This is a genomic window from Pseudomonas sp. PDM21 (assembly GCF_014852505.2).
Lineage (GTDB): Bacteria > Pseudomonadota > Gammaproteobacteria > Pseudomonadales > Pseudomonadaceae > Pseudomonas.
In genome coordinates this window covers 3594246-3614545 of the sequence record NZ_CM181223.1, presented here as the reverse complement: position 1 = coordinate 3614545, position 20300 = coordinate 3594246, and the positions used below count along the sequence as shown (strand labels likewise).

The 20300-nt window shown below is 66.2% G+C and carries 15 protein-coding genes; 13 read left to right on the top strand and 2 right to left on the bottom strand.

Going from position 1 to position 20300, the window contains the following annotated elements; genetic code table 11:
- Positions 1-345: 345 nt before the first annotated feature.
- From codB to codA, 3 genes are read left to right on the top strand one after another with little or no spacing between them, the layout of a single operon-like run.
- Entirely contained in the window at positions 346-1605 is a 1260-nt protein-coding gene (gene codB / locus IB275_RS16610) for a cytosine permease (protein ID WP_192223342.1), read from the top strand.
- The gene (locus tag IB275_RS16605; protein WP_192296065.1) at positions 1602-2822 is read left to right on the top strand and encodes a PucR family transcriptional regulator; all 1221 of its coding nucleotides are present in this window, start codon (positions 1602-1604) and stop codon (positions 2820-2822) included. Before codB ends, IB275_RS16605 begins: the two co-directional genes overlap by 4 nt.
- A 22-nt stretch (positions 2823-2844) precedes the next feature.
- Positions 2845-4086, top strand: a complete 1242-nt coding sequence (gene codA / locus IB275_RS16600; protein ID WP_192296064.1) for a cytosine deaminase — start codon at positions 2845-2847, stop codon at positions 4084-4086.
- 267 nt (positions 4087-4353) lie between these two features.
- Here the strand turns inward: codA and IB275_RS16595 are convergent, their stop codons facing one another.
- Positions 4354-4788 carry a carboxymuconolactone decarboxylase family protein gene (locus tag IB275_RS16595; RefSeq protein ID WP_088421446.1) on the bottom strand — a complete coding sequence of 145 codons (435 nt, stop codon included), beginning with the start codon at positions 4786-4788 and terminating at the stop codon, positions 4354-4356.
- A gap of 268 nt (positions 4789-5056) precedes the next feature.
- Here IB275_RS16595 and pedF point away from each other — a divergent pair, with 268 nt between their 5' ends.
- The 8 genes from pedF (at position 5057) to aldA (ending at position 16580) form a co-directional block, all read left to right on the top strand.
- Complete coding sequence (gene pedF, locus IB275_RS16590; protein WP_192296063.1) at positions 5057-5494, top strand: cytochrome c-550 PedF; 438 nt, start codon at positions 5057-5059, stop codon at positions 5492-5494.
- A gap of 5 nt (positions 5495-5499) precedes the next feature.
- Positions 5500-6399 carry a substrate-binding periplasmic protein gene (locus IB275_RS16585; RefSeq protein ID WP_192296062.1) on the top strand — a complete coding sequence of 300 codons (900 nt, stop codon included), beginning with the start codon at positions 5500-5502 and terminating at the stop codon, positions 6397-6399.
- Between the two features lie 7 nt (positions 6400-6406).
- On the top strand, positions 6407-7159 hold the full coding sequence (locus tag IB275_RS16580) for a quinoprotein dehydrogenase-associated SoxYZ-like carrier (RefSeq protein ID WP_412548204.1): 753 nt from the start codon (positions 6407-6409) through the stop codon (positions 7157-7159).
- Positions 7160-7201: 42 nt separating this feature from the next.
- Complete coding sequence (locus IB275_RS16575; protein ID WP_192296060.1) at positions 7202-8131, top strand: quinoprotein relay system zinc metallohydrolase 1; 930 nt, start codon at positions 7202-7204, stop codon at positions 8129-8131.
- 315 nt (positions 8132-8446) lie between these two features.
- Positions 8447-10219, top strand: a complete 1773-nt coding sequence (locus tag IB275_RS16570) for a methanol/ethanol family PQQ-dependent dehydrogenase (protein WP_081519749.1) — start codon at positions 8447-8449, stop codon at positions 10217-10219.
- A 694-nt stretch (positions 10220-10913) separates the two neighbouring features.
- Positions 10914-12434 carry an acetaldehyde dehydrogenase ExaC gene (exaC, locus tag IB275_RS16565; protein WP_081519750.1) on the top strand — a complete coding sequence of 507 codons (1521 nt, stop codon included), beginning with the start codon at positions 10914-10916 and terminating at the stop codon, positions 12432-12434.
- A gap of 503 nt (positions 12435-12937) precedes the next feature.
- The gene (locus IB275_RS16560) at positions 12938-15121 is read left to right on the top strand and encodes a PQQ-dependent dehydrogenase, methanol/ethanol family (protein ID WP_192296059.1); all 2184 of its coding nucleotides are present in this window, start codon (positions 12938-12940) and stop codon (positions 15119-15121) included.
- A gap of 22 nt (positions 15122-15143) precedes the next feature.
- Entirely contained in the window at positions 15144-16580 is a 1437-nt protein-coding gene (aldA, locus tag IB275_RS16555; RefSeq protein ID WP_151186978.1) for an aldehyde dehydrogenase, read from the top strand.
- A gap of 352 nt (positions 16581-16932) precedes the next feature.
- Here the strand turns inward: aldA and IB275_RS16550 are convergent, their stop codons facing one another.
- Positions 16933-18867: a sigma-54-dependent Fis family transcriptional regulator gene (locus IB275_RS16550; protein WP_192296058.1), complete on the bottom strand. Its 1935-nt coding sequence runs from the start codon at positions 18865-18867 to the stop codon at positions 16933-16935.
- A gap of 386 nt (positions 18868-19253) precedes the next feature.
- Here IB275_RS16550 and pqqA point away from each other — a divergent pair, with 386 nt between their 5' ends.
- Both pqqA and pqqB read left to right on the top strand, forming a co-directional pair.
- The gene (gene pqqA / locus IB275_RS16545; protein ID WP_003106462.1) at positions 19254-19325 is read left to right on the top strand and encodes a pyrroloquinoline quinone precursor peptide PqqA; all 72 of its coding nucleotides are present in this window, start codon (positions 19254-19256) and stop codon (positions 19323-19325) included.
- A gap of 47 nt (positions 19326-19372) precedes the next feature.
- Positions 19373-20287, top strand: a complete 915-nt coding sequence (pqqB, locus tag IB275_RS16540; RefSeq protein ID WP_192296057.1) for a pyrroloquinoline quinone biosynthesis protein PqqB — start codon at positions 19373-19375, stop codon at positions 20285-20287.
- The last annotated feature ends 13 nt before the right edge of the window (positions 20288-20300 follow it).

Genomic DNA, 20300 nt, shown 5'->3' with positions numbered 1-20300 from the left:
TTGTTGTCCGTGCCATTTCCTTGTCTGGGGGTGACAGGGTGTCGCAGGGAGAAAGTGCAGACTGCCGTTGCGTTTGGAGGCGGGAAATCCGCCGAACGGCACAGACATGGATCAAGGCTTCGTCAGGTTTTGGTGCGAAAAAGCTGCATCGTGCCCCGAAAATCCGCACAATGCACATTTGAGCTATCTTGAAACGCCGTAACACCCACCGGAAGTGTGCATTGTGAACAGTTCACAATGTTCGACATGCTCAAAATTTCCGCGTCGTTCCTGATTGGCTTTTCCGGCCCGCTATTTGCGTTGTGCCGGGAGTCCTCAACCAATCCTCGCGGAGATCCCCCCTCGATGAGTTCCCCCAGTGAGTTCCCCCTGAGCGCCACGCCCAGGGAAGGGCGCAAAGGCCTGCTGCCCATCGCCATGGTCCTGTTCAGCTTCACCTTCTTCACCGGCACCATGTTCGCCGGCGGCAAGATCGGCATGGCCTTCGACTTCGTCGACATGCTCTGGGTCGCCTTCATCGGCAACGTGCTGCTCGCCGTCTACGCCGCCGCCCTGGGCCTGATCGCCTCGCGCAGCGGCCTGAACACCGTGCTGATGGGGCGCTTCTGCTTCGGCGAGCGCGGCAGCAAGCTGTCCGACTTCCTCCTCGGCTTCGCCGAACTGGGCTGGTACGCCTGGGGCACCGCCACCGTGGCCATCGTGCTGGTGAAGATGCTGTCCCTGCCGGAGTGGCTGAACATCCCGCTGATGGTGATCTTCGGCCTGCTGTTCTCGATTACTGCGATCATCGGCTTCAAGGGCCTGGACATCATGTCCCGCGTGTCGGTGCCGCTGATGTTCATCCTGCTGGTGGCATCGATGGTCATCGCGACCAACCACGCCGGTGGCTGGAGCGGCCTGCTGGCGAAGGAACCGAGCCAGACCCTGACCTTCTCCGCCGCCGTGACCATGGTCTTCGGCACCTTCGCCAGCGGCGCGACCCAGGCCACCAACTGGACCCGCATGGCCCGCAGCGGGCGCATCGCAGTGATCGCCAGCGTGGTCGCGTTCCTCATCGGCAACGGCCTGATGATCGTCGCCGGCGCCTGGTGCGCCATCGTCTACCAGAACGCCGACATCGTCGAAGTGATGGTGCTGCAGGGCCTGTCCTTCGCGGCGGTGATCATGCTCTGCCTGAACCTGTGGACCATCCAGGGCCCGACCATCTACAACGTCTCCGCCGCCGCCTGCCACCTGGTGCGCAGCGAACGTCGCCGCACCATGACCCTGCTGGCCGCCGGTATCGGCATCATCCTCGCCATCGGCGGCATGTACGAATGGCTGATCCCGTTCCTGGTGCTGCTGGGCTCGATCATCCCGCCACTGGGTGGCGTGATCATGGCCGACTACTGGTACCGCAACCGCGGTGAATACCCGGCGCTGGTGGGCAGCCACATCCCGGCGTTCAACGTCACTGGCCTGGTGTCCTACGCAGTCGGTGCAGGCCTGGCCTACGCCTCGCCGTGGATCGCGCCGCTGGTGGGCATTGCCGCTTCGGCCATCTGCTACATCGTCCTCACCGAAGTCACCCGCGCCCGTGCGCCGGTGACCGAGCCGCGCGCTTGAGCCTGAGCGTCGAGGAAATCCTCCGTCTGCCGGGGCTGGAAAGCCTCGCGCTGCGGGCCGGCGCGCGCAATGTGCATCGCAGCGTGCGCTGGTCCTACGTGGCGGAGAACGTCGGCATCGCCGACTGGGTGATGGGCGGCGAGCTGGTGTTCGTCACCGGCATCAACCACACCCGTGACGAGGCCAACCTGCTGCAGCTGGTGCGCGAAGGCGTCGCCAGCGGCATCGCCGGCATCGTCATCCTCACCGGCGACGAGTTCATCCAGCGCATCCCTCTGTCTGTGGTTCATCTGGCCGAGACTCAAGGGCTGCCGCTGATCGAGCAGCCCTACGCGCTGAAGATGGTCATCGTCACCCACCTGATCGGCACGGCGCTGGTGCAGATGACCCAGGTGAAGACCTCGCGCCGCGACATCCTCGGCCAGCTGCTCAGCGGCGACTACCCGAGCCTGGAGATTGTCCGCCGTCGCGCCCAGCATCTGGAACTGCCGGTGGAGACGCCACGGCGCCTGGTGGCGTTGCGGCTGTCCGGCGTCGACACGCTGTTCCAGCAGCAGGAGCCGGAGGAGGCCGAGCGCGCGCTGCAACTGACCCGCCAGCGCCTGCTCGACCACCTGGAGAACTGGCAGCAGGAGCGCCCCGAGCGCCTGCCGGTGGTGATCCAGGGTGACCTGTTCGTCCTGCTGCTGGATGATTCCAGGAGTGCCGAGCGCGCCGAACTGCACGCCCTGGCCGCCGGCTTGCAGCAGGAACTCGCGCCGTTGCGTGCCTATCTCGGTTTGTCCGCCCGCGCCGAGTCCTGCGCCGAGTTCCCCCGCGCGCTGCTCGAAGCCCGCCAGGCGCTGGACGTCGCCGAAGGCATGCAGGCGCCCGCCGGCTTCTGCGACTACCGTGAGCTGGGCGTGCTGCGCCTGCTGCGGGCGATCCCCGATCGTGCGGTGGTCGAGCAGTTCATGAAGGACACCCTCGGCCCGCTCAATGACGCGGGCCGCAAACAGCCGCAGTTGCTGATCGAGACGCTCGACGCGCTCGTCCAGGAAGGCGGCAACGCGCTCCGGGCGGCACAGCGCCTGGGCATCCACCGCAACACCCTGAACCAGCGGATCGCGCGCATCGAGGCCCTCAGCGGCCAGTCCCTGGACGACGCGCAGTTCCGCCTGAATACCTCCGTGGCGCTGCTCATCTGGCGCATGTCCAATGCGCCGCGCCACGAATAGCCTGAAGAGGACCTACGAGCCCATGAAGATCATCAACGCCTCGCTGCGCAAGCAGACCGGCCTGTTCACCATCCGCTGCGAAGGCGACGTCATCGCCGAAGTCGTGCAGCAAGCCGGCAGCGTAGCCGCCAGCGGCGACGACATCGACGCCCGTGGCAACCTGGCCATCGCTCCGCTGGTGGAACCGCATATCCACCTCGACGCCACCCTGACCGCCGGCGAGCCGGAGTGGAACATGAGCGGCACCCTGTTCGAGGGCATCGAGCGCTGGGCCCAGCGCAAGGAAACCATTACCTTTGATGACACCAAGTCCCGTGCCCACACCACCATCCGCATGCTGGCCGCCCACGGCATCCAGCATGTGCGTACCCACGTCGACGTGACCGATCCGACCCTGGCCGCGCTCAAGGCCATGGTGGAGGTTCGTGAAGAAGCGCGGCACCTGGTGGACCTGCAGATCGTCGCCTTCCCGCAGGAGGGCATCGAGTCCTACGAGGGCGGCCGCGAGCTGATGGAAGAGGCGATTCGCCTCGGCGCGGACGTGGTTGGTGGCATCCCGCACTTCGAGAACACCCGCGAGCAGGGCGTCAGCTCGATCAAGTTCCTGATGGACCTGGCCGAGCGCACCGGCTGCCTGGTGGACGTGCACTGCGACGAGACCGACGACCCGAACTCGCGCTTCCTCGAAGTGCTCGCCGAAGAAGCCCGCGTGCGCGGCATGGGCGGTCGCGTCACCGCCAGCCACACCACCGCGATGGGCTCCTACGACAACGCCTACTGCTCCAAGCTGTTCCGCCTGCTCAAGCGCTCGGGCATCAACTTCGTCTCCTGCCCGACCGAGAGCATCCACCTGCAGGGACGCTTCGACACCTTCCCGAAACGCCGTGGCGTGACCCGCGTGGCCGAGATCGACCGTGCCGGCATGAACGTCTGCTTCGGCCAGGATTCGATCAAGGACCCGTGGTACCCGCTGGGCAACGGCAACATCTTGCGCGTGCTGGATGCCGGCCTGCACATCTGCCACATGATGGGTTTCGACGACCTGCAGCGCGCGCTGGACCTGGTCACCGACAACAGCGCCCGTGCGCTGAACCTGGGCGCGCGCTACGGCATCGCCGCCGGCCGTCCGGCCAACCTGCTGGTGCTGGGGGTGGAGAGCGACTATGAGGCGGTCCGCCAGCAGACCAAGGCGCTGTACTCGATCCGCAATGGCCGCGTTCTGATGAAGCGCGAGCCGGAGCAGGTGGAGCTGGTCGAGGGCTGATAAGTGACGGCTTCACCTGTAGGAGCGCCCCATGGGCGCGATCGCGGGCATGGCCCGCTCCTACAGGGGAAACGCCGTTCATACCGCGCGATGCGAGCGTGGAATCTTCACGAATTCCTGCGCGGCGCCTGCCCTCACCCTAACCCTCTCCCAGGGGGAGAGGGGACCGCCCGGTGCAGTGTGAGGCCATGGCGTCAGCCGGCACGGACAGCTCCCTCTCCCTCTGGGAGAGGGCGGGGGTGAGGGACAGCAGTGGCACGAACTTGCTCAGGGCACCATCGCCATGCCGACGCCAAAGCGGTTCCACGCATTGATGGTGGCAATCGCCAGGGTCAGGTTGACGATCTCGGCCTCGCTGAACTGCTCGCGCAGGGCGTCGAACTGGTCCTGCGGGGCGTGTTTTTCCGGCAGGCGGGTGAGGCTTTCCACCCAGGCCAGCGCGGCGCGCTCGCGTTCGGTGAAGAAGCGGGTTTCCTCCCAGACGCTCAGGGTCTGCAGCCGTGCCTCGGTCTCGCCGGCCTTGCGCGCGTCATTGGCGTGCATGTTCACGCAGTAGGCGCAGCCATTGATCTGCGAGGCGCGCAGGCGCACCAGCTCCAGCAGCGAGGTTTCCAGCCCGGACTTGGCCAGGGCCTGCTCCAGGCCGAGCATGGCCTTGTAGGCGTCAGGGGCGGCCTTGGGCCATTCGATTCGTGCGCTCATGGCGATCTCCAGTGGGGCCCGCGCTAGTGCGGGAATGGAGCTAAGTTACCCCTCGCGCCGCTACCTTCGAATAGCCAATTCCCGGCAATAGCGGCAGACCAATGGCGGCCATTCAACGGTCATGGCCGACCGCCGTTCTAGTACCAAGGGAGTAGGCGGGAGCATCCAAAGCAGGATTCGGCCGCCGGCCGCGCGTTCTTACCATCTCATCACAGGCGTCGTTCCGGGCGCCGTGCCTTGCCAAGCATCTCGATGAGAGGATGAAGTGATGAACAACAAGAACGTGCTGTGTGGCCTGCTGTTAGTGGCCGGCCTGGGTGTTTCGGGTCTGGCCCTGTCCCACGGCAATGTGACGCCCCAGGCAGTGGATACCACGGGGCTGGAACCGCTGGGCAAGGAATGGCGCGACACCAACCCCTACCGCGAGCCCTATGCCAACCACGCCAAGGCGGTGGAGATCGGCGCCTCGGCGTACAACCAGAACTGTGCGCGCTGCCACGGCCTGGAGGCCAAATCTGGCGGCATCGCCCCCGACCTGCGCATGCTCGACGTCGGCGCCGAAGGGGATGAGTGGTTCAAGGAGCGGGTGATCAACGGCGCGGTGCGCGACGGCGCCGTGTACATGCCGAAGATGGCCGACTACATCAGCCAGGAAGGCCTCTGGGCGATCCGCACCTACCTGGACAGCGTGCACGTGGAAGAGTGACTGCCATGCGCCTGCCCACTCTGCTGATCGACGCGCTCCTGAGCCTGGCCCTGTGCCTGCTGCTGGGGCAGGCGCAGGCCGGGGTTCGCCCCTACGAGGACATGGTCACCAGCGGCGTGCTGCGGGTGGCCGTGTACGAGAACTTCCCGCCCTACAGCTTCATGCAGGGCGGGCAGCCGCGCGGAGTCGACATCGACCTCGCCCAGCGCCTGGCCAGCGGCCTGGGCCTGCGCGCGGAGTTCCTCTGGGTCACGCCTGGCGAGCGCCTGGATGACGACCTTCGCAACTTCATCTGGAAGGGCCACTACCTGCGCCCCGGCGTGGTCGCCGACGTGATGTTGCGTGTGCCCTACGACCGCCAGTACGCCAACCGGCGCAACGATGTCGGCGAGTTCGCCAACGAACAGGTGGTGATGTTCGGTCCCTACCAGCGCGAGCGCTGGCAGGTGGTCAGCGACGACCGCCGGCTGTCCGAGGTGGATACCATCGCCGCTTTCCGCGAACACCCCATCGGTGTCGAGCTGGACAGCGTGCCGTCCTTCTACCTGACCTCGGTGCTGGGCGGCCAGCTCAGCCGCATGACCGTGCACTTCCCCAGTACCCAGGCGGCCTTCGACGGCATGCGCGCGGGCAAGGTGGATGCGGTGATGGCCCTGCGCGGCGAACTGGACTGGATGCGCGCGCAGGCCGCCGACGAGCACCTGAAGAACGCCGAAAACACCTATCCCAACCTCGGTCAGCCCGAGTGGGACATCGGTATGGCCGTGCATGAAAGCAACCGCCAGCTCTCCAACGCCCTGGACGGCGAGCTGGAGGAGCTGGTGCGCAGCGGCGAGATGGAAAAGCTCTACGCGGCCTACGGCGTGCGTTACGAACTGCCGGGGCTCTACCAGGACGTGCAGTGAGGGAGACATGATGCACAGGCGCGAACTGCTGCTCGGGATCTGCGCGCTGCCGCTGCTGGTGGCAGCGGTGGAGGGCGACCCGATGCCCTCGGTGATGTGGGAGTACCACCACAAGCGCCTGCTCGATGGCGAACCCTACGTCTTCGATGAGCGGGTGAAACTGGGCGTGCCGCCGTTCGCCGAGGACGCCCGCCAGGTCCCGGTAGAAGTGGACGCCCGCGCCTTGCCGGGGCGCTTCGACCGGCTGCTGCTGTGGGCCGAGCTGAACCCGATTCCCCATGTGCTGACGCTCTATCCGGGCGAGCATCTGGAGCCGTTGCTCGCGGTGCGCATCCGCATCGAGCAGGCCACGCCGATCCGCGCCGCGCTGCGGGACGAGAAGGGTGTCTGGCATGTCGGCTCGGCCTGGATCGATGCCGCCGGTGGCGGCTGCACCGCGCCCAGCGTGGTGCGTGCGCAGCCGGGCTGGGAAGACCGCCTCGGCCAGGTGCACGGTGAGTCCTTCGCCAGGGGCGAATACAGCCGGGTGCGCCTGTCGGTCTCGCACCCGATGGACAACGGGCTGGTCGGTGGCATCCCCGAGTTCTATCTGGATCACGCCGAGCTGCGCGGGCCGGACGGGCAAGTCTTCGCCCGCCTGGACCTGTTCCCGGCGGTGAGCGAGAACCCCACCTTCACTTTCGAGGTGCGCGGCCATCCGCGCACACAGCTCTGGCTGCACGACAACAACGGCAACGAATTCCAGGCCGCTCTGCGCTGACGCCGCACCGAGTTGCCGCCGCCCTGTGCTGACGAGGTGCCCATGCGTTTCCTCCTGATCGCCCTGGCCTGCCTGTGCCTGCCGGCACTTGCCGACCTGCAGTACCACCTCGAACCCCGGCGGATCGCCGAAGGCACCTGGCTGGTGGAAGGCAGTACCGACAACTTCGCCAAGGACAACGGTGGTGCCATTGTCAACGTCGCCTTCATCGACACTAGCGACGGCGTACTGGTGATCGATACCGGCCCGTCGAAACGCTACGGCGAAGCCCTGCGTGCGCTGATCCAGCAAACCACCGGCAAGCCGGTGAGGCGCGTGCTGCTTACCCATCACCACCCCGACCACGTGCTGGGCAACCAGGCCTTCATCGATGTGCCCATCGGTGCGCTGGCCGGCACCGGCAAGCTGCTGAAAGAGCAGGGCAACGCCATGGCGGAGAACATGTACCGCCTGCTCGGCGACTGGATGCGCGGCACGGAAGTGGTGCTGCCCACCGAGGCCGTGGAGCCGGGCATCCTGCAGATGGGCAGTCACCGGTTTCGGCTGGTCGGCCTGCGCGGGCATACCGGCGCGGACCTGGCGATACTCGACGAGACCACCGGCGTGCTGTTCGCCGGGGACATCGTGTTCTACCAGCGTGCGCTGACCACGCCGAACAGTCCGGGCCTGGACGTGTGGCTGGGCGATATCGACACGCTGCAGAAATTGCCCTGGAAACTTATTGTCCCCGGCCACGGCCCCATCGCCACCGACGCCGCGCCCTTTGCGCAGATGCGCGACTACCTCGGCTGGCTCGATGGCGTGATGCGCGATGGCATCGCCCAGGGCGCCGACATGAACGACCTCCTGCGCACGCCCATCCCCGAGCGCTTCGCCGGCGTCAGCCTGACGCGCTACGAGCTGATCCGCAGCGTCAGCCACCTCTACCCGCGTTACGAGCAGAAGGCCCTGCCGCGTGTCGACGAGCACTGACCGCGCTTTCGTACCCATACGCTCGCTGACAACTCCGCTGCGGGGCCGCCCGTTCCTACAGAAAATGCCCAGCTTTCCGGAAACGTAGGAGCGGACTCCGTCCGCGATAGGTCCGCATCGCACCGGATGCCATCGCGGACAAAGTCTGCTCCTACGCACGCCCCTATTTCCGCGCCTTCGCGGCCCGGTATTGCTACCAAGGAACTAGGAAATTCGGCACTGCGTTCAATTGTTGGTGCGGCCCACCAAACCAAGAATCTGCGACAGACCGGGGAACTTTCCCGGGTACAACAACAATCGCAGAGGCGCACCGCCATGAGACAGCTTCAACCTTTCGCCCGCACCGTGCTGTTCACCGCCATCAGCCTGGCCTCCCTGGGCGCCCACGCCGGGGTGACCGACCAGGACATCAGCGATTCCGCCAAGCGTACCGACCAGGTCGTGGTCAACGGGATCAACCAGCAGGGCCAGCGCTTCAGCCCGCTCAATACCCTGAACAGCGACAACGTGAAAGAACTGCGGCCGGTCTGGGCGCTGTCCTTCGGTGGTGAGAAGCAGCGCGGCCAGCAGGCGCAACCGCTGATCAAGGACGGCGTGATGTACGTCACCGCCTCCTACTCGCGGGTGTTTGCCGCCGACGCACGCACCGGTCGCAAGCTCTGGCAGTACGACGCGCGTCTGCCCGACGGCATCATGCCCTGCTGCGACGTGATCAACCGTGGCGTGGCCCTGTACGGCGACCTGGTGATCTTCGGCACCCTCGACGCCAAGCTGGTCGCCCTGAACAAGGACACCGGCAAGGTGGTGTGGAAAAAGACCGTGGCGGACTACAAGGCCGGCTACTCCATCTCCGCCGCGCCGCTGATCGCCAAGGGCAAGCTGATCACCGGCGTGGCCGGTGGCGAGTTCGGCGTGGTCGGCAAGATCGAGGCCTACAACCCCACCAACGGCGAGCTGCTGTGGAGCCGTCCGACCGTGGAAGGCCACATGGGCTACGTCTACAAGGACGGCAAGGCGGTGGAGAACGGCATCTCCGGCGGCGAGGCGGGCAAGACCTGGCCGGGCGACCTGTGGAAGACCGGCGGCGCCGCGCCCTGGCTGGGCGGCTACTACGACCCGAGCACCGACTCGCTGTTCATCGGCACCGGCAACCCGTCGCCGTGGAACTCGCACCTGCGTCCGGGCGACAACCTGTTCTCCTCCTCGCGCCTGGCGCTGAACCCGGAAGACGGCTCGATCAAGTGGCACTTCCAGACTACCCCGCACGACGGTTGGGACTTCGACGGCGTCAACGAGCTGGTGTCCTTCGACTACAAGGACGGCGGCAAGACCGTGCAGGCCGCGGCGACCGCCGATCGCAACGGCTTCTTCTACGTTCTCGACCGCACCAACGGCAAGTTCATCCGTGGCTTCCCCTTCGTCGACAAGGTGACCTGGGCCAAGGGCCTGGATGAGAACGGCCGGCCGATCTACGACGACGCCCACCGTCCGGGTGCTCCGAGCGAGGGTGGTGAGAAGGGCACTTCGGTGTTCGTCGCGCCGTCCTTCCTGGGTGGCAAGAACTGGATGCCCATGGCCTACAGCCAGGACACCGGTCTGTTCTACGTCCCGTCCAACGAGTGGGGCATGGACATGTGGAACGAGAACATCGCCTACAAGAAAGGCGCGGCGTACCTCGGCGCGGGCTTTACCATCAAGCCGCTGAACGAGAAGTACATCGGCGTGCTGCGCGCCATCGATCCGAAGACCGGCAAGCAGGTCTGGCGCTACGAGAACTACGCGCCGCTGTGGGGCGGCGTGCTGGCGACCCACGGCAACCTGGTGTTCACCGGCAACCCCGAGGGCTACCTGATGGCCTTCGACGCCAAGACCGGCAAGAAGCTCTACCAGTTCAACACCGGCTCGGGCGTGATCGCTTCGCCTATCACCTGGGAGATGGACGGCGAGCAGTATGTGACCGTGCTTTCCGGCTGGGGCGGCGCGGTGCCGCTGTGGGGTGGCGAGGTGGCCAAGCGCATCAAGGACCTGGACCAGGGCGGGATGATCTGGACCTTCAAGCTGCCGAAGGATCTGGTAGCGAAGAAGTGATGGTTGTGTGATCGGGGAAAAGGGCCGGCCATTGAGCCGGCCCTTTGTTTTTGCGTTGGGGTCTGGGTGTTCCTGCGCCGCATCGGTGTAAGCGGAGATATTGGGTTTCGCCCCCTCGGGCGACCTACTTTGCCAAACGACGCAAAGTAGGCAAAGGTCTTGCCCCGGACATCCGGTTTTTCGCTTGGGGCGAAAAATTCCCTCGTTGAAGCGGAGTTTCAGGGGCCCGCTGCGAAGGGCCATCCCTGGCCCATCGCAGCTCTCGCGACATCCATGTCGCTCAACTCCTGAAACTCCGCTTCAACGAGGCCTCCTGAACGGGGCGTTCGGCGTGTGCGGATACTTCTCTGGAAGTCCTCAAAATCCAAAGCCAGGGGCGGGCGAGGCATTGGCTCTTTGTAGGAGCGAGCTTGCTCGCGAACCGGACGGCACGGTATTTCCCTGTAGGAGCGAGCTTGCTCGCGAACCACCCAGCACAGTAGGGCGCATAACGCGACAGCGTTATCCGCCGTGGTGGCGTCGGCGGATAACCCGTTCCGGGTTATCCGCCCTACAAACAGCCACGCCCACCGCATCTACTACCAAATGAGTAACCCACCACTCCCATGGGTGCATTCCGGGTCGGGAAGGGCGCTGCCTAAGATCGCTCCATGACCTGGCCGATGGAGGCCGGGAACCGACAGGAGAGCATCCCATGATCTACGCCGCACCCGGAACCCCAGGCGCCGTCGTCACCCTCAAACCGCGCTATGGCAACTACATCGGCGGCGAGTTCGTCGCGCCGGTGCTGGGCCAGTACTTCAGCAACACCTCGCCGGTGAATGGCGAAGTCATCGCCGAGTTCCCGCGCTCCACCGCCGAAGACATCGAACGCGCCCTCGACGCTGCCCACGCCGTGGCCGGCAGCTGGGGCCGCACCTCGGTGCAGGATCGTGCGCTGATCCTGCTGAAGATTGCCGACCGCATCGAGCAGAACCTGGAGCAGCTCGCCGTCGCCGAGACCTGGGACAACGGCAAGGCCGTGCGCGAGACCCTCAACGCCGACGTGCCGCTGGCCGCCGACCACTTCCGCTACTACGCCGGCTGCATCCGCGCTCAGGAAGGCGGCGCCGCCGAGATCAACGAGAACACCGTCGCCTACCACATCCACGAACCGCTGGGCGTGGTCGGGCAGATCATCCCGTGGAACTTCCCGCTGCTGATGGCCGCGTGGAAGCTGGCCCCGGCCCTGGCCGCCGGCAACTGCGTGGTGCTCAAGCCGGCGGAGCAGACGCCGCTGTCGATCATGCTGCTGGCCGAGATCATCGGCGACCTGCTGCCGCCGGGCGTGCTGAACATCGTCCAGGGCTTCGGCAAGGAAGCAGGCCAGGCGCTGGCCACCAGCAAGCGCATCGCCAAGATCGCCTTCACCGGCTCTACCCCGGTCGGTTCGCATATCCTCCATTGCGCGGCGGAGAACATCATCCCGTCCACCGTGGAGCTGGGCGGCAAGAGCCCGAACATCTTCTTCGAAGACATCATGCAGGCCGAGCCGGCCTTCATCGAGAAGGCCGCCGAGGGCCTGGTGCTGGCATTCTTCAACCAGGGCGAAGTGTGCACCTGCCCGTCGCGGGCGCTGGTACAGGAGTCGATCTTCGAGCCGTTCATGGTCGAGGTGATGAAGAAGATCAAGGCGATCAAGCGCGGCAACCCGCTGGACACCGACACCATGGTCGGCGCCCAGGCCTCGCAACAGCAGTACGAGAAGATCCTCTCCTACCTCGACATCGCCCAGGGCGAGGGCGCCGAGCTGCTCACCGGCGGTTCCAGCGAGCGCCTGGAGGGCGACCTGGCCAGCGGTTACTACATCCAGCCGACCCTGCTCAAAGGGCACAACGGCATGCGTGTGTTCCAGGAGGAAATCTTCGGGCCGGTGGTGGGCGTGACCACCTTCAAGGACGAAGCCGAAGCGCTGGCGATCGCCAACGACACCGAGTTCGGCCTGGGCGCCGGTGTGTGGACCCGCGACATCAACCGCGCCTGGCGCATGGGCCGGGGCATCCAGTCCGGCCGCGTGTGGACCAACTGCTACCACCTGTACCCGGCGCACGCTGCCTTCGGCGGTTACAAGAAATCCGGCGTCGGCCGCGAAACCCACAAGATGATGCTCGACCACTACCAGCAGACCAAGAACCTGCTGGTGAGCTACGACATCAACCCGCTGGGCTTCTTCTAAGGCGTTGCTGCCAGCCGGCGGGCCTTACCCCATCAGGTTCGCCGGCTCCCTTCTCTGGTGTACCGCCCGGCACTCCACCGGGTATCCCTTGTGTCGACGCGCCCGCTCGGGCGGCCGTCCGCTTCCGTGCCCACTTCCATGGGCGACGGCCTTCGTCGAACGCGGCTTCTGCCGCGTTTTCTTTTTCCTGGCTGGCATCGCGATGCGTCCCCGCGTAGGAGCGGACTCCGTCCGCGATTGGCCCCGCTTCGCGCCGGATACCCATCGCGGATGAATCCGCTCCTACAAGAGCGTTTTAGGCGTCCCGCGCCCGCAACACCTGCCGCTGTCCTGCGCAACACCTGTAGCGCCCGCAACATCCGCATCACATCCCGTGAGGAATGCCAGAGGCCAGGAAACACGGGGCCTTCAGCGTACTCCTGCAAGCCTGGCACAGCGGTTGCTCTGAGCCTTCCAAGCCGCGGCGAACGATCTGCGGCACCAACAAGAATCGGAGAACCTCCATGAGATCGATTGGCCTGCAAGTGCCTTCCGTTCGCCTGCAACCCACCCTGCGTCATTCCCTGCTGACCGCTTCGCTGCTGATGGCCGGTCTGTCCCCCAATCTCCAGGCTGCTGAAGTCCCGGCCAACGTCGATGGCAAGCGTATCGCCGCCGCCAACAGCGAGCCGGGCAACTGGATGTCCACCGGCCGCACCTACGACGAGCAACGCTTCAGCCCGCTGAAGAAGATCGATCAGAGCAACGTCGGCAACCTGGGCCTGGCCTGGAGCCACAAGCTGGACATCGACCGTGGCGTGGAAGCCACGCCGATCGTGGTCGATGGCGTGATGTACACCACCGGGCCGTTCTCCATCGTCTACGCGCTGGACGCCCGCACCGGTGAGCAACTGTGGAAGTACGACCCGCAGTCCGACCGCAGCCGCGCCGGCGAAGCCTGCTGCGACGCGGTGAACCGTGGCGTGGCGGTATGGAAGGGCAAGGTTTATGTCGGCGTGCTCGATGGGCGTCTGGAGGCCATCGACGCCAAGACCGGCAAGCGCGTGTGGAGCGTCGATACCCGCAGCGACCCGACGCGCAGCATCACCATCACCGGCGCGCCGCGCATCGTGAAGGGCAAGGTCATCATCGGCAACGGCGGCGCCGAGTTCGGCGTGCGCGGCTACATCACCGCCTACGACGCTGAGACCGGCAAGCAGGACTGGCGCTTCTTCACCGTGCCCGGAGACCCGAAGGAAATGCCCAAGGGCAAGGGCATGGAGATCGCCGCCAAGACCTGGTTCGGCGACAACTACCACAAGCAGGGCGGTGGCGGCACGGTGTGGGACTCCATGTCCTACGACCCGGAGCTGAACCTGCTGTACATTGGCGTCGGCAACGGCTCCTCGTGGAACCCGCGCATCCGCAGCGAAGGCAAGGGCGACAACCTGTTCCTCTCGTCCATCGTGGCGATCAACCCCGACAACGGCGAGTACGTCTGGCACTACCAGACCACACCCGGCGACGCCTGGGACTACACCGCGACCCAGCACATCATGCTGGTGGACCTGGAGATCGACGGTAAACAGCGCAAAGTGCTGATGCAGGCGCCGAAGAACGGCTTCTTCTACGTTATCGACCGCGCGACCGGCGAGCTGCTCTCGGCGAAGAACTTCATCCCGATCAACTGGGCCACCGGCATCGACATGAAGACCGGCCGGCCGATCCGCAACGAGAAGGTCTCCGACTACTGGAAGGACCCGCAGAAGAAGGCTCGCCTGATCCAGCCGGCCTTCTGGGGCGCCCACGACTGGCAGCCCATGTCTTACAACCCCAACACGGGGCTGGTGTACATCCCCGCGCACATCATGTCGGCGATGTACCAGGACGTCGACGGCGCGCCGCCGCGCTCCAAGTTCAAGAGCATCTACCAGCTCGACGTCAACACCGGGATGATGCCCGAGGACCCCGAAGGCCTGCGCAAGATCGCCGACACCTGGACCGGCAAGCTGATCGCCTGGGACCCGGTGAAGCAGGAAAAGCGCTGGGAAGTTCCCTACAGCACCATCTTCAACGGCGGCACCCTGAGCACCGCCGGCAACCTGGTGTTCGAGGGCACCGCCGACGGCCGCGTGGTGGCCTATGCCGCCGAGAACGGCAAGAAGCTCTGGGAATCCCCGGCCAACACCGGCGTGATGGCCGCGCCGATCACCTATGAGGTGGATGGCGAGCAGTACGTGACCTTCATGGCCGGCTGGGGCGGCGCCTTCTCCACCTTCGCCGGTGCCCTGTCGCTGCGCGCCGGGGTCAAGCCCAACGCCCAGGTGCTGACCTACAAGCTGGGCGGCACCGCGAAGCTTCCGGACATCAACTACAAGTGGGCCGACCGCAAGCCCGAGCCGCCGGCGCTGACCGGCACCACCGCGCAGATCGACCAGGGCCGCGAGCTGTTCAACGGCAGCTGCTCGCAGTGCCATGGCATCAACGCCATCAGCGGCGGCGTGGTGCCCGACCTGCGCACCCTCAGTGCGGAGAACCACCAGCGCTTCCTCGGCATCATCTACGGCGGACGCATTCCCGACGGCATGCCTTCGTTCCAGGGCCACCTCGACCTGCAGCAGGCCGAGGCCGTGCACCAGTACCTGATCAAGCGCGCCTACGACCTCAAGGAACAACTGGCCGGCGCGCAGAAGACCGCCGCCAAGTGACCGTCAAACCGGAGAGCAACCCATGACTGACGTGACAACCTACCAGCACTACATCGACAACCGCTTCGTCGCCGGCGAGCCGTTGATCGAGGTACACAACCCGGCCAACGGCGAGCTGCTGGCGCGCATCCCCGAGGCCAGCGCGGCTCAGGTGGACAGCGCCATCGGCGCCGCCCGCGCGGCGCAGAAGGGCTGGGCGGCCAGGCCTGCCATCGAGCGCGCCGGCTACCTGCGCAAGATTGCCGAGAAGGTCCGTGCCAATGCCCCGCGCCTGGCGAAGATCATCACCGCCGAGCAGGGCAAGGTGCCGGCGCTGGCGGAAGTGGAAGTGAACTTCACCGCCGACTACCTCGACTACATGGCCGAGTGGGCGCGCCGCCTGGAAGGCGAAGTGCTGACCAGCGACCGCGCCGGCGAGCACATCTTCCTGCTGCGCAAGCCGCTGGGCGTGGTGGCGGGCATCCTGCCGTGGAACTTCCCGTTCTTCCTGATCGCCCGGAAGATGGCGCCGGCGCTACTGACCGGCAATACCATCGTCGTCAAGCCCAGCGAAGAAACCCCGATCAACTGCTTCGAGTTCGCCCGTCTGGTGGCGGAGACCGACCTGCCCACCGGCGTCTTCAACGTCGTCGGCGGCACCGGGGCCAGCGCCGGCAGTGCGCTGACCAGCCACGCCGGGGTGGACCTGATCAGCTTCACCGGCAGCGTCGCCACCGGCTCGCGGATCATGGCGGCGGCCGCGCCGAATATCACCAAGCTGAACCTGGAGCTGGGCGGCAAGGCGCCGGCCATCGTCCTCGCCGACGCCGACCTGGAGCTGGCGGTGAACGCCATCAAGGCCTCGCGGGTGATCAACACCGGGCAGGTGTGCAACTGCGCCGAGCGCGTCTACGTGCAGCGCCAGGTGGCCGACCAGTTCATCGAGAAGATCGCCGCCGCCATGGCCGCCACCCGCTTCGGCGACCCGAACGTGCAGGCGGACCTCGACATGGGCCCACTGGTCAACCGCATCGGCCTGGACAAGGTCGCGCAGATGGTCCGCACGGCGACCGGGCAGGGCGCCCAGATCATTACCGGCGGCGCCGTGGCTGACCTCGGCAAGGGCTTCCACTACCAGCCCACCGTGCTCGCCGGCTGCAAGGGCGACATGGAGATCATGCGCAAGGAGATCTTCGGCCCGGTGCTGCCGATCCAGGTGGTGGACGACCTCGACGAAGCCATCGCCCTGGCCAACGACAGCGACTACGGTCTGACCTCGTCGATCTACACCCGCAACCTCAGCGCCGCGCTCAAGGCCAGCCGCGAGCTGGACTTCGGCGAAACCTACATCAACCGCGAGAACTTCGAGGCGATGCAGGGCTTCCACGCCGGTACCCGCAAGTCCGGCATCGGCGGCGCGGATGGCAAACATGGGTTGTACGAGTACACGCATACGCATGTGGTTTATGCGCAGGAGTGAGCCGGGCTAGTCCGTGTCTGGGCTTGGACCCTCTCCCTAACCCTCTCCCTAACCCTCTCCCTGAAGGGAGAGGGGACTGGATCGGCGTGAAGCGCAGCGACGGCTTCCTCCTGATATTAATGTGTCAGGAAAGCACCATCGCCACGCTTCACTCGAATACTCCCTCTCCCTTCAGGGAGAGGGCGGGGGAGAGGGTGTCAGGGCGCGCACGGAGCTCCCAGGGAAAGCGAATGCAGTACCCGTAAACCCATCACCGTTTTGATTGGGCGGGCCTTCCTTGCCAGGTGAGGCTCGCTCCTTTTTCCCTGCGCCCGAAGCCGGTGATTCGCGGACGCAGGGAAAAGGGGAAGGATCAATACAGCGCGTTGGGCTGCACGATGCCGTGCTTCTTCATCTTCCGATACAGGGTCGACCGGGCAATGCCGAACTGCTGCGCCACCGCACTGATGTTCCACTGCTGCTCACGCAGCACCGCCAGCAGGTGGCGGGCTTCGTCGTCGTCCAGGCGGGCGGCGAGGCCGGTCGTGGTGGCCGTCGGCAGCGCTTCGGCAGTGGCGGCAGGAGCAGCCTGATGCAACTCCATCGGCAGGCAGTCCAGGTCTATGCGGCCGTCCTCGGCGAGGGCAGCGGCGTAGCGCAAGCAGTTCAGCAACTGGCGGATGTTGCCCGGCCACGGATGGCCGCGCAGCCGCTCGCGCACCGCGCCATCGAGGTGCAGGGCGCCGCCCAGGCCCGCCAGCAGGCTGTCGATCAGCGCTTCGCGGTCAGTGCGCTCGCGCAGTGCCGGCAACTGCAGGGTCATGCCGGCGAGGCGGTAGAACAGGTCCTCGCGGAAGCCCTTGGCACGGATCATCTCGGCGAGGTTCTGGTGGGTCGCGGAGACCACCTGCACGTCCAGTGCCACTGGCGCTTCGGCGCCCAGCGGGAGGATTTCGCGCTCAGCCAGCACGCGCAGCAGGCGCGTCTGCAGGTGCGCCGGCATGTCACCGATCTCGTCGAGGAACAGCGTGCCGCCGTTGGCCAGTTCCAGCTTGCCCTTCATGCCTTTCTTGCTGGCACCGGTAAAGCTGCCGCCGCGGTAGCCGAAGAGTTCGCTCTCGATCAGGCTTTCCGGGATCGCCGCGCAGTTCAGCGCAACGAAGGGCCCGGCGTGGCGCGCACTCGCCTGGTGAATGGCGCGGGCGAAGGCTTCCTTGCCGGTACCGGTCTCGCCGGTGACCAGGATGGAAATGCCCTTGTCGAGCACCTTGCGCAGCTTGCGCACGCCGTCCTGCAGGCGTGGGTCGGCGCCGGCGAGTCGGGTGAGGTCGGGATGCTCCGGGCTTTTCGAGGCAGCAGCGGCTGGCGCACCGCGGCGTGGCAGGCTGGCCGGCGTGCGCAGGCCGACATCGACCAGCGCGTGATCGGCCAGGGTGCGCAGGCGGATGCCCCGCGCGCCACCCTTGCTCAGGTCGAGCAACTGGTCGACGTCCGCCTCCAGCAGTTGCTCGATGCGGCTGCCCAGCAGCTCGCCGCGGCAGGCGGTGAAAGCGGCATGGTTGCCGCCGATCACCCGGCCCTGTTCGTCGAGGGCGATCAGTTGTTCGTTGGCCAGGTCCGACACCTCGTCGCGGGCCTTCACCGAGAGGGTCAGGCGGTCGCGGTAGCGCTGGCGGAAGCTGGCGTTTTCGATCAGCCGGGCGTACAGGATCACCAGCTGCAGGGTCAGGTACTGCGCGTCCTTGGGCCCGTCGTTGTACAGGCAGGTGGCGTTCAGGCAGCCGCGCAGGCGGTGCTGGGCGTCGAAGATCGGTGCCACCGAGCAGCTCAGGCGGAAGTTGCTCACCAGGAAGTGCTCCTGGCGGTGGATGGTCAGCGCCTCGCCAGCGGCCAGCGCGGTGCCGATGCCGTTGGTGCCGGCGATGGATTCGTCCCAGCGCGCGCCGACGATCAGCCCGGCCTGGGTGTAGCGGTCGCGCTCGCTGGGCAGGCGCGCATCGAGGGTGATGCCGCGCTCGTCGCTGAGCAGCACCGCGAAACCGGCCGGCAGCACGCGCCGGGCAAGGCCGGTGACGCCCTGGCTGGCAATCGCCAGGTAGTCCTGGTGCAGGCCTTGGTGCTCGCGGATTTCCCCGGCGGTGAGGATGTGTTTTTTCGCCCGCGCGCGCGGGTCGAGATGGTGCTCCATCACGCTGCGGTACCAGGAGCGCGCGATGGCGCCCTCGGGCTGGATGTCACGCTCGCCGAAGTGATCGGCGATGAAGGCGGCAAGGTCGTTCGGGCAGTTTTCCAGGGATTGCGGGTGCATGGTCACTCCCGGCGGCCGTCAGTCGGACTGCGGCGCATTGTTTTTGTATGGGACCGGCTCCGTGTAGGACCGTTCCGAGGATTGGCTAGTCTAGACCGGTGGGTCACGGGCGACGAGAGCCCGAGCAAGGCCTGTGCCGAAATACGCCGCGCGGGGCGCCGAGCCCTGCGCCAGAGCGCTCGCCGCCAAAAGGTGCGGGAGCAACCGGGCAACGGCTGTCGCAGCGATGGGACAGTTGTAGCGGCGGGGTGCGACAGCTGTCGCGGGCCCGCTACCAAATCAGGGGGGAATCTCCTTCGAAAGTATCATTCGGAGTGTCCGACCCTGGTGTTTAACTCGACTTGCCGGGCTTGCCGGCGCCTTCCAACAAGAAAGAGGACAGACCCATGTGGACCAAGCCTAGCTTCACCGACCTGCGCCTTGGCTTCGAAGTGACCCTGTACTTCGCCAACCGCTGATCCACTCGGCCCCGGTCCGCCGGGGCCCCTGCCCACGGGGCACTGTCATGCACATCCGAATTCTCGGGTCGGCCGCCGGTGGCGGCTTTCCCCAGTGGAACTGCAATTGCCGCAACTGTCGTGGCGTCCGCGACGGCAGCGTGATCGCGCAGCCACGCACCCAATCGTCCATCGCGCTGTCCGACGACGGCGCCAACTGGATTCTCTGCAACGCCTCACCCGACATCCGCGCCCAGCTGGCGTCCTTTCCGGCGCTGCAGCCGGCCCGGCGTCTGCGGGATTCGGCGATTGCCGCCATCGTCCTGCTGGATAGCCAGATCGACCACACTACCGGTCTGCTGAGCCTGCGCGAGGGCTGCCCGCACGAGGTCTGGTGCACGGAAATGGTCCACCAGGACCTGTCCACCGGCTTCCCGCTGTTCCCCATGCTGTCGCACTGGAATGGCGGGTTGAAGCACCGGCTCATCGCGCTGGATGCCGAGCCCTTCAGCATCCCGGCCTGCCCGGGCCTGCGCCTCACCGCCATCGCCCTGCGCAGCAGTGCGCCGCCGTATTCGCCGCACCGGGGCAACCCGCATCCGGGCGATAACATCGGCCTGTTCATCGAAGACCTGTCCACCGGCGGCAAGCTGTTCTACGCACCGGGCCTGGGCCAGGTGGACAACGAGCTGCTGGCCTGGATGCGCCGCGCCGACTGCCTGCTGGTGGACGGCACGCTCTGGCGCGACGACGAAATGCGTGTCTGCGAGGTCGGCGACAAGCTCGGCAGCGAGATGGGCCACCTGGCGCAGAGCGGTCCCGGCGGCATGATCGAGGTGCTCGACGGCATCGACGGGCCGCGCAAGGTGCTCATTCACATCAACAACACCAATCCCATCCTCGACATCGCCTCGCCTGAACGCGCCGAACTGGACGCGCGTGGTATCGAGGTGGCGTTCGATGGCATGGGGATTTTCCTTTAATGGCTCTTTTCCC